The sequence below is a fragment of the Limnohabitans sp. MORI2 genome, assembly GCF_027925025.1.
Classification (GTDB): domain Bacteria; phylum Pseudomonadota; class Gammaproteobacteria; order Burkholderiales; family Burkholderiaceae_C; genus Limnohabitans.
On the sequence record NZ_AP027058.1, the window covers coordinates 1,296,181 to 1,308,532 of the forward strand.

The window sequence follows — 12,352 nt, forward strand, 5'->3', positions numbered from 1 at the left end:
GCGCTGACGCCGACAACTACAGCGTGGTGGCCACTGGTAGCACAGCAGCCGACATCACTGCACGCCCCTTGACCGTGGTGTACACCGGCGTGGCCAAAGAGTACGACGGCTTGGTGAGCGCCGCAGTGACGACCAGTCTGACCTCGGCCAACGGCTACGTGAATGGCGATGTGCTGAGCGTGAACCGCACCGCCAACTTTGTGGACAAAAACGTGGCGTACACAGGCAGCACCGTTGCGCCTGTGAATATCAGCGTCACGGGTGTGAGCCTGAGCGGCACCGATGCTGCCAACTACAGCGTTGCCAGCACTGGCAGCGCGTCGGCCAACATCACGCCCAAATCTTTGTCGGTGGCGCTCACCGGCACCATCAACAAAACCTACGACGGCAACACCGATGCTGCGTTGACCTCGGCCAACTACAACCTCACCGGCTTTGTGACGGTGGGTGGAGCGACTGAAGGCGCCACCATTACCCAAACCTTGGGCGCCTACAACAGCCGCAACGTGCTCGAAGCCAACAGCGTGACCGCCACTTTGGCCACAGGCGACTACACCGCCAACAGCGGCACCACACTGACCAACTACACCTTGCCCACCAGCGCCACAGGTGCGGGCAGCTTGAGCCTGCGCACCCTGACCGTGGGCTACACCGGCGTGAACCGCACGTACGATGGCACCGCAGTGGCTACCGTCACGACCACCGATAACCGTGTGAGTGGCGACAGCTTCACCATTAACCGCACGGCCAGCTTTGCCGACAAAAACGTGGGCACAGGCAAAACCATCAGCGTGTACGGCGTGGCCTTGAGCGGCACCGATGCCACCAACTACTTGGTATCGGGCACGGGCAGCACATCGGCCAACGTGACGCGTTTGGATTCAGCCACATGGATTGGCGGTGCATCGGGTGAGTGGTTCAATCCTGCCAACTGGGCGGTGACCGGCAATCTGACATTGACGGGCGTGGTGCCTGACCTGAACAATGTGCGAACCGTGCTGGTGCCTAGCGGCGCTGGCGGTGCAGCCATCAGTTTTGACGACAGCGTGGCGGGCCGCAGCGCAGGCGCGTTGTCGGGCATTGTGTTGGTGGACAGCCTGACCTACCAAGACTCGGTGGCCTTGAGCAACCTGAACTTCAAGAACGGCTCGTTGGTGGTGAGCGGCAACGCTACCCTCGGCGGCTTTGAGAGCGCCGCAGGCACCACACTGACTGTGGGCGGCACCTTGAGCACCGATATCACCACAGGCTCCACCAAGACCATGGCTGGTTTGCTCAACGGCGCAGGCAGCTTGAGCAAAACAGGCGCAGGCACTTTGGTGATGACGGGTGGCAGCGCCTACACAGGCACCACCACCATCGACGCAGGCACTTTGCAAGTGGGCAATGCGGGCACGAGCGGTAACTTAGGCAGCGCCAACATCATCAACAACGCCACCTTGGTGTTCAAACGCAGCAACGCTATCGGTATTGCCAACGTCATTTCTGGCAGCGGTGTGCTCAAGCAAGAGGGCGCAGGCGCCTTGACGCTGAGCGGCACCAACACCTACACCGGCGCCACCTATGTGAACGCTGGCAGCTTAGCCATCAGCAGCGACGACAACTTGGGCGCAGCCCCCGCCAGCACGCAAGCCGCACAGCTGGTGGTGAACAACGCCACCTTGTATTTCTACCCCGTGTTCACCACGGCCACCAGCGCCAACCGTGGCCTGACCTTGATAGGCAGCAGCACCCTCAACACCGCCACCGACAGCAGCGTGACATGGGCAGGCCCCATCACCGGCACCGACTTGACCAAAGTAGGCGCAGGTACCTTGAAGTTGAGCGGTAACAACACCTATGCAGCTACCACCGTGAGCGCAGGCACCTTGCAAATTGGCGCAGGCAACACGACGGGCACATTGGGCGCAGGTGCGGTGGCTAACAACGCAGCGCTGGCGTTTAGCCGCTCAGACAACACCACCGTGGCCAACGCCATCAGCGGCTCGGGCACGTTGAGCAAGTTGGGCAGCAATACGCTCACACTGACTGGCTTGCAAACCTACACCGGTGCAACAGATGTGGCGGGTAGTTTGGTGTTCCAAAACGATGTGATACCCATGACCCCAAGCTTCACAGGCACGGGTCAAGTGGCGATGGAGCCCAGCAGCAACAGCTTTACAGCCAACCTCACAAGCAGCTACAGCTTTGCAAGCACCTTAACGGGTGTGCGTTTGGGCAAAGACGGTAACACCAAAAACATCACCAGTAGCTCGGCCATCAGCATTGCAGGCCCGATTGAGTTGTATGGCGGTGCGCTGCTCATCAACAACGACGTGCAATCGAGTGCATTGGGTGCCAAGGTGTTGTTCAAGGCTTCTGGCAGCATCACCTTAGATGCCTCACGCTCGGTAACCACCAACGGTGGCGACATTACCTTCTGGGGCGATAGTGATGCCTCGGGTGCTGGCGGCATCATGCTCAAAACAGGCTCTACGCTGGATGCACGACGCAACACAGACCGTGGCAACAGCGTGACCTCTGATGCCACAAGCGGTGGGGTGATCACCTTGGCAGGTGGCCTGGATGATGGTGGTGTAGCGTCTGGCACCGCTGGGCTGATTGCAGGCTTGGTGGCAGGGGATGGTCGCCCCGATGGCTATGCCGTGAACTACGGTGGCAGTCAGATTCAGTACGGCATCATGCTCGGCACGGAGGCAGTGAACAGCGCTCAAAATGCCAACATCAAGGTGTATTCAGGTGGTGGTGACATTCGTATGCACGGCTTGGTCACCACGGTGCTAGGCGGCGGTGGTAACGGGCCCACGGGCTTGATCGCTTACCAAGGGATCAACATGGACGGCGGCTTGGACGGTGACATCCGTTTGCTGGGTAATGCCAATGTGAGCACGCTGTACCCCATCGGTATAGACCTTCAAGCATGGCGCGGCAACACCGGCGTGACCAGCACGCTGCGAACGCAAAACGGTGACATTCAAATTGTGGGTCGATCCACAGGAGCGACGTCCTCAGGCGTGGGTTTGTCGATGCAGGCCCAAGACAGTACCCGACGTATGCTGATCGCTGCGACAGGAACTGGATCAGTCACGATCAACGGCAAAGCGCAGGGCACTTCACCGACCGACCTAGCCATGAGTTTTGTGGATGTATTGGCATCCAGTGGTGCGATCCGTCTCACGGGTGAAACCACGGGCTTGGTGTTTGGTACCTGGCCAAATGGTTCCACCAATTTTGTAGGTAGCAAAGTGGGTGGATTGGTTGAAGCCTCCTCATCCAATATTTACTTCGACGGCAACAAGCTCGACTTCTCCGCGCCTGTCGCGGTGAAAACCACTGGCTATGTGACAGTCGAGTCGTTTAGTGATGCGTTCACCACCGCGGTGTCATTGCCTTCTACATTCACGGTTGACAGCGCAGCCACTAGCTTCACCTTGGGCAAATCCACCAACACCGCCAACTTGACGGTGGCATCGCCCCTCACGGTCAATGGCCCCATCCATTTGTATGGCGGCAACATCACGCTCAATGCTGCGTTGACGACCAACAACGCTACCACAGGCGATGTGTCGCTGAGTGGTGCTGACATCAACGGCGCATACAACATCAGTTTGGCTTCGGGACGAACACTGACGGTCAACAACACCGGCAACAGCAGCGTGCTCTCAGGCGTGATTTCGGGCACTGGCGTGAGTGTGTCTAAGTTGGGCGCGGGCGTGTTGACGCTGACCGGCAACAACACCTACACCGGCGGCACCAGCATCGACACGGGTAGCACCTTGGTGGCGGGCAATGCCGCCACATCTGGTGCGTTGGGTACAGGTGCCATCAGCAACAACGGCGTGTTGAGCTTCAAGCGTTCAGATGCCATCAGCGTGGCTGACATCATTTCTGGCTCGGGCATCGTCAAGCAAGAAGGCTCAGGCACGTTGACGCTGAGCGCCACCAACGCCTACGCGGGTGGTACGCAGGTGAACGCAGGCACCTTGGCCATCAGCACCGACCGCAACGTGGGTGCCGTGCCTTCGACCTTGGACGCAGACAACGTGTTGTTGAACGCTGGCGCCTTGCGCTTCATGACGGGCTTCACCATCTTGCAGGCCAACCGTGGCATCACCTTGGGCGCAGGCAACGGCACGCTGAGTACCGATGCCTCGGTGTCTGTGAACTACAGCGGCGTGATTGCAGGCACAGGCGGTTTGACCAAGTCTGGCTCGGGCACGTTGACGCTCACCAACGTGCAAACCTACACCGGCACCACCACCATTTCTGGTGGCATGCTGAACGTGGGTGACGGCTCGAACGACTCAGCGGCTTTGAGCGCCAACACCATCAGCATTGGCACAGGCGCCACGCTCAACTTCAACCACAACGCAGCGGTGACAGTGGCCAATGCCATCAGTGGTGCGGGTCAGATGAACAAAATCGGCACCAACACGCTCACCCTCACAGGCGTGAACAGCTATAGCGGCGCCACCGGCACAGGCACGGCAGGCGGTGTGGTGTTTGCCAACAACGCAACACCAAGCACCAGCGGTTTTGCAGGCTCGGGCACGGTGACGATTGAACCCACCAGCAGCTTTGCCAGCGCGGTGACAGCCAACTACACCTATGCCAGCACCCTCACAGGCTTGACCTTGGGCAAGTCGGGTAACTTGACGAACATGACCTTGGACAGCGTGGTCAACATCGCCGGCCCCATCACGGTGTACGCGCCACAAATCACGGTGAACCAAGCCCTGAGTGGCACAGGCGGCTTGACGCTCAATGGCGCATCGGTACTCAACGGCGGCAGCATCAGCACCACAGGCGCACAGGCATACAACGGTGCGGTCACGTTGGGAGCAGCCACGATGCTGACGAGCACAGGCGCCGCTGCCATCACCTTTGGCAGCACGGTCAACGGCGGCTACACCTTGGCCGTCAACACCTCGGGCGCGACCACGTTCACAGGCGCTGTCGGCGGCAACGCAGCGTTGACCAGCCTCACCACCGATGCAGGTGGCACGGTGGCCATCAACGGCGGCGCTGTCACCACCACAGGCGCACAAATTTTCAACGAAGCTCTGAGCTTGGGTGCCAACACAGCGTTGACAGCATCTGGCGTGACCTTTGGCGCCGCCGTTCAAGGCACAGGCAGTTTGGCCGTGACAGGTGCAGCCAACCTCAACGGCGGCAGCGTGACCACCGTGGGCGCTCAAACCTACAGCAATGCAGTGAGCATGGGCGTTGATACCAACTTAACCGCGCCGACCTTGACCTTCAACGGCGCAGTTACAGGCACTGGCTTCTTGAGCGTGCAGGGCGCCTCGAGCTTGAATGGCGGCAGCGTGAGCACCGCAGGCGCACAAACCTACAGCGGTGCCTTGAACTTGGGTATCAGCACCACGCTGACTGCGCCGAGCGTGACCTTTAGCAATACCGTGAGCGGGTCAGCCAACTTGACAGTCGCAGGTGCTGCCCACGTGAACGGTGGCAGCGTGACGACCACGGGTACGCAAACCTACAACGGTGCGGTGAGCCTGGGCACAAACACCGTGCTCACTGCCACGAAAGTGACATTCAATGATGCGGTAACAGGCACAGGCAGTTTGCATGTGGTGGGCGCAGCCGATGTGAATGGTGGCAGCCTGAACACCACTGGCGCACAAACGTATGACGGCGTGATCAATCTAGGTGCCGACACGCTCTTTGCTTCCTCAGGTGGTTTGGATGTAACCTTCAGCAGCACGCTCAACGGTGCCTACGCTTTGACGGTGAACACATCGGGCATCACCACCTTTGGTGGCGCTGTGGGTGGCACCACAGCCTTGACCAGCGTGACCACCGATGCAGGCGGCAGCGTGGTCATCAGCGGTGGTAGCGTGCACACCACAGGCGCGCAAACCTACAGCGACGCGGTGACTTTGGGCGCGGCCACCACGCTGCAAGGTGTGAATGTGGCCCTGATGTCCACCGTGGATGGCGCCCAAGCGCTGACCCTGAGCGACAGCGGCACCACGGTGCTGGGCGGCATCATCGGTGGCAGCACGCCGTTGCTCAGCTTGACCACCGATTCACCCACCACCGCAGCGGGCGAAACCCAGCTCAAAGCAGGCAGCATTCACGTCACCAACAACGCGGTGTTCAACGACATCGTCAAGGTGTTCACCGACGTGACCGTGCAAACCGGTGGCGACTTGAAGTTCATGCAAACCGTCAACGGTGACTCGGCCAACACCCGCAGCTTGACACTCGATGCAGGCAACTTGGGCAACATCACCGCGCAAGGCGTGGTGGGTGGCAGCGCAGCGCTCAAAACCTTGCAAGTGGTCAACAGCAACACCGCCACCTTCAACAGCGCCGTGATCACCGGCACCAGCGTGGTGTTGACCGACACCGTGGATGCCCACGTCATTGCCTTTAACGCAGGTTTGACCACCCCCACCTTCACTGTGGCGGCTGAGCCGTTTGCCTTGACCTTGCGCGGCAACATCGCCGTGGCAAATGGCATCAACCTCGCCAACACCGGGGCCTTGGTGCTAGACGGCACGTTCGCCACCAACAACCAAGCCTTGACCTTGGGCCAAGCAGGGCAGACCACCACCTTGTTGGCCAACACCAGCTTGAACAGCGGCACAGCCACCACCACCGTCAACGGCAGCTTGAGCGGCAGTGGCTTTACGTTGGGCTTTGCCAGCCCTGTGAACTTCAGTGGCGCAAGCACGCTCACAGCCAGCACCGTCACTTTTAGCATGGGCGTGACTGCAGGCGGTGACCTGACAGTGAACGGCGCCACCGTGGTGAATGGCGGCAGCGTGAACGCGGGCAGCCATACCCAAACCTACAACGGCAGCGTGACCGTGGGCGGTGCGGCAACCGATACCACCACCTTCACAGGCGTGGGCATGACGTTTGGTAGCACCTTAGATGGCACCTCACGCGTGGTGGTGGCTGACAGTGGCAACACCACGTACACAGGTGCCATTGGTGCCACCACCGCACCTGCACACTTTGAAACAGACGCCGCAGGCAGCAGCACCTTTAGCGGTGTCTTGGTGCGCACCAGCAGCCCCAACTCCATCGTCATCGCTGACGATGCCGTGGTCACAGCCGCCAGCACAACCTTTGACACGACGAATAACGGTGCCTTGGCAGCAGGCGCGAACATCACCTTTGCCAAGACGCTCAATGGCAGCACCAACAATGGTCAAGCGGTGACGATCAACGCGGGTACGAATGGCACTGTGTTGGTCAGCGGCACGATTGGCAACACAACGCCGTTGAGCACGCTCACCCTCACGAACAGCAACGGCGCCACCTTTAGCAGCGCAGTGACCACGGGCACGAGCGTGGTGTTGAGCAACACCGTGGCGGGTCAAACCATTCGTTTTGCAGACAACTTGAGCACACCTGTGCTCACCACCACAGCGAACGGCTACAACGTTGAACTGCTCGGCACAACCACCAACGTGAGCGCAGCCAACACTGCCACCACGTTCTTGAACACGGGTAATTTGGTGCTGGGCAACGCAGCGGGTGACACGCTCACCTTTGCAGGTGGATTAACAGCGACGGCACCTGCAGCCATCAACGCAGCAGGCACGGTCAACACCACCAACACAGCCATGAGCTTGGGCGACAGTAACACCGCGCTCACACTCGCTGACCACCTCACCCTCAACACCACCGGCGGCAACGCCAGTGCGGGTGGCAGCCTGACCTTGGGTGGCGCGGTGAATGGCACTACGGCCAACACACAGTCGCTGACCCTCAATGCCGGTAGCACCGGCGCAGTGAGCGTGGTGGGTGCCGTGGGCCAAAGTGTCGCGCTCAACACGCTGACCTTGACCCACAGCTACGGTGCCACCTTCAGCAGCCCTGTGAGCACAGGCACCGAGGTGGTATTGAGCAACACCGTGGCAGGCCGAACCATTCGCTTTGCCGACAACCTGAGCACGCCCGTGCTCACCACCACAGCGAACGGCTACGACGTTGAACTGCTCGGCACAACCACCAACGTGAGCGCAGCCAACACTGCCACCACGTTCTTGAACACGGGCAACTTGGTGTTGGGCAATGGGGCAGGGGACACGCTCACCTTTGCAGGTGGATTAACAGCGACGGCACCTGCAGCCATCAACGCAGCAGGCACGGTCAACACCACCAACACAGCCATGAGCTTGGGCGACAGTAACACCGCGCTCACACTCGCTGACCACCTCACCCTCAACACCACCGGCGGCAACGCCAGTGCGGGTGGCAGCCTGACCTTGGGTGGCGCGGTGAATGGCACTACGGCCAACACACAGTCGCTGACCCTCAATGCCGGTAGCACCGGCGCAGTGAGCGTGGTGGGTGCCGTGGGCCAAAGTGTCGCGCTCAACACGCTGACCTTGACCCACAGCTACGGTGCCACCTTCAGCAGCCCTGTGAGCACAGGCACCGAGGTGGTATTGAGCAACACCGTGGCAGGCCGAACCATTCGCTTTGCCGACAACCTGAGCACGCCCGTGCTCACCACCACAGCGCATGGCTATCACCTAGAGTTGTTGGGCACGACCACCAGCATCACGGGCATCAGCGCATCAACGACATTCTTGAACACAGGCAATGTGGTGCTGGGCAATGCAGCGACTGACTCGCTCACCTTCGCAGGTGGCTTAACCGCCACGGCGCCCACAGCCATCAGCGCAGCAGGCACCTTGGGCACCACCAACGCCGCCATCGTGCTGGGTGCGGCACCTGTGACGTTGACGGGCAACACCACCGTCAACGCAGGCAGTGGCCTCATCACGTTAGGCGGCACGGTAGACGGGGCTTACAGCTTGGCGCTCAACAGCACAGGCACCACCACCTTGGCCGCGGCTGTGGGTGATGGTGCGGCATTGACTAGCCTCACGACCAACACTGGCGGCACTGTGCTGATTCAAGGCGCCCGCGTCAGCACCACAGGCGCACAAAGCTATGCCGAGCCTGTGACCATGAATGGCAACACCACCCTCACAGGCACAGCCATTCGCTTTGACGATGCAGTGACAGGCACAGGTAGCTTGAGCGTCGTGGGGGCCTCCACCCTCAACGGCGCCACCGTGACCACACAGGCCGCCCAAACCTATAACGGCGCCGTGACCTTGCTGAAAAACATGGTATTGGATGCCAATGCTGCTCTGGTGAGATTTGTGAGCACCGTGGATGGTGGCTACGGTTTGACCGTTAACACCACGGGCACCACCAGTTTTGGCGGTGACGTGGGGGCGGGCACACCGTTGACCAGCTTGACCACCAATGCGAATGGCATGGTGTTGATTGACGCGGCCACCCTGCACACCACAGGCGCTCAGACCTTCCACGACATCGTGAGCTTGCAACGCAGCACCACTTTCACCGCCAGTGTGGTGACATTCAACGACGCGGTGGTGGGCGCGGGGGATCTGAGCGTGGTGGGCGCCGCGGTGTTGAACGCTGGCACCATCAGCACCTCTGGCGCGCAGAGCTACAGCGCGGCCACCACCTTGATGCGTGACACGGTGCTCACCGCAGGCGTGGGCGGCGTGAGTTTTGCGGGTGCTGTGGATGGCACCTATGCCCTGACCGTGAACACCCGTGGTGACACCACCTTCCTCGACACGGTGGGTGCCACACATGCGTTGACGAGCTTGACCACCGATGCCTCTACCGCTGGCAACGTGCGCTTGAGCGGCGGCAGCGTGACGACCACGGGCGCACAAAGCTATGGCGAAGCCGTGGTGTTGGGGGCTCACACCTCCTTGAGCAGCACAGGCTCAGGCGACATCAGCTTTGGCAACACACTAGACGGGGCATACAGCTTGGCTGTCAACACCGCAGGTGTGACACGCTTCAACGGCGCAGTGGGCGCAGGCACATCTCTGAGCAGCTTGACCACTGATGCCCTTGGGTCCGTGGTGATGAACGCCGGCACGGTGAGCACCTCGGGCGCACAAACCTACAACGATGCGATGAGCCTCAGCCGTGGCACCACGCTGACATCCAGTGCTGACACCTTGCACTTTGTGAGCATCACCGATGGCGTGTCGTCCTTCGACTTGAATGCGAAAACCGGCACCGCATTGGTGTTGGCCGACATCGACATTAGTGGCAACCTGCACATCACCACCCAAGCCACAGGTGTGACGCAACAAGCCAACACCCATGTGTGGGTGGGCGGCACCAGCACCTTCACCGCTGACACGGGCACTTTGCAAGATGCGGCGTTAACCAACACAGACAACCGTTTTGCAGGCTTGCTCAAGCTCGATGCGGCGAACGATGGTTCATGGCGCGATGTGTCAGTGAAAACCACCGTGCTGCTGAACGTGGCCCCGCTGCAAAGCGCAGGTGCGGTGAGCTTTGCCACACAAGGTGCAGCACTGACCACCAGCAGCATCTCCACCTCGGGCAGCGTGAATGTAGACACGCGTGACGCCAACGGTGTGGGTGGCCCTGTGTCGCTGGGTGCAGCCACAGTGTCGGGCAGCTTAGCGGTGCAAACCGGTGGCGGCAGCGTGGCACAAACTGGGCAGTTGGTGGTGACGGGCAGCACGGCGATCACCGCTGGAACTGGCAGCATCACCTTACTGAACGCCTTGAACAGTTTTGGTAGCACCTTGGCGTTGCAAGGCACTTCGACCTCCGTGGCCACCAGCGGCAATTTGCAATTGGGCAGCGTGAACAACACCGGCCCCATGGTGCTACGCGCACCCAGTGGTTCGATTGATTTGGGTACAGCCTTCATCACCGGCGGTGACCTGACGTTGGAGAGCTTGGGCAATATGAGTTTGGGCGGCGCCAATATCACTGGCAGCTTGAATATGAGTAGCACCCAAGGCACGGTGTCGTTCGGCCAAGCCACGGTGACAGGCGATTTGACAGCAACCACTCAGGGCCGCCAAGTGGACTTGGGCTCAGCCAATGTGGGTGGTAGCTTGAACGTGCAAACCGGTGGCGGCAACGTGGTGCAACAGCCTGCCACCAACAGCACCCCCAATGCCGCGCTGCATGTGACGGGTACGACCAATATCAATGCGGGTACCGGCAATGTGACGCTGCCCAATATTCCCAACCAGTTTGGTGCGGCCATCAGCTTGCAAGCGAATGATGTGCAGCTGGTGGGCAGCAACAATTTGATCTTGGGCCCCAGCACCATCACGGGTAACGCACAGGTGACGGCGGCCACGGGCAACATCACGCAAAACGCACCGCTGAACGTGGCAGGCACCAGCACCTTGACAGCCACCCACGGCGACGTGACGCTGAACCAAGCCAACACCTTGACGCAAACCGTCACAGTGAGCGCAGTGAACGCCACCCTCAACACCAACACTGCGCTCACCTTGGGGACCAGCACGGTGACAGGCAATTTGGCGGCCACTGTCGCGGCGGGTGACATCACCCAAACCGGCCCTTTGGTGGTGACGGGGACCAGCAACTTGGCTGTGCCTGCAGGCAGCATCACGCTCACCGACACGGCCAACGGTTTTGGGGGGCGTGTGTCGGTCGATACACCTCAAGCGTTGAAGCTCACCACCAACGGCGCGTTGAGCATGGGCGTGGTGAACGTGGGGGCGACCACTGATTTGCAAAGCCACGGCAAGCTGGACTTGGGCACCGCGTCGGTCTACACGGGCAAGCTCAAAGCCAACAGCGGCGGTTTTGACATCATTCAGTCGGGCCCTCTGAAAGCTGGCAAAGATGTGGACTTTGATGCTGGCAGCGCCAAGATTGACCTGTTTGACCCCAAGAACTTGTGGCTGGGCGCGCTTTTATTTAAGGGCGGCATCGTCATGATCAACCACCCACAACTGCTCAACGCCGTGAGCTCGGGGGCGCTGATTGTGCGTGCTGAAACCACGGTGGTAACCGCCGCCTCTGCAGCACGAGTCGGGGGTGAGATGGCCAATACATCGCTGCAGATCAGCGGTAGCTCAGGCAGCAGCGCTGTGTCTGTAGTGGTGAATCGTTCGCCAAGTGCCTCGCAAACGGGCGTGATTCAGGTGCAAGTCGCGCCCGAAGCGGCGGCTCCTGGCAAGAGCTTTAGCTTTGAGCTCGACCCCCATGCTGTGGCGGGCCATGCAGCCGATGCGCCTGTGAAGATTGTGCAGATGGACGGCAAACCGCTGCCCAATTGGCTGCGCTACGACGCCACCAACAAAACCTTCACGGCCAACGAGGTGCCAGCAGGCGCCTTCCCACTGCAGTTGAAGGTCTCTGTCGGTAACACCGAGTCAGTGGTGCTGATTCAAGAAAAACCGCCCACAAAGTAATGCCAATGTTCACGCTTTTGGGTCGCTTCTTCAGAAACACACCGTCGTACCGAATCGGTTGCGTGATGCCGCGCTTTGTAGAAACACGCCCC

1 protein-coding gene (cut by a window edge) is annotated in these 12,352 nt (G+C 60.4%); it reads left to right on the top strand.

Going from position 1 to position 12,352, the window contains the following annotated elements; translation table 11 throughout:
* Positions 1-12,260 carry the 3' end of a YDG domain-containing protein gene (locus tag QMG27_RS06340; protein WP_281814472.1) on the top strand. 17,842 nt of this gene lie to the left of the window's left edge, so 12,260 of the gene's 30,102 nt are visible here — the last part of the coding sequence; its start codon lies beyond the left edge, outside the window; the stop codon is at positions 12,258-12,260.
* Positions 12,261-12,352: the final 92 nt, after the last annotated feature.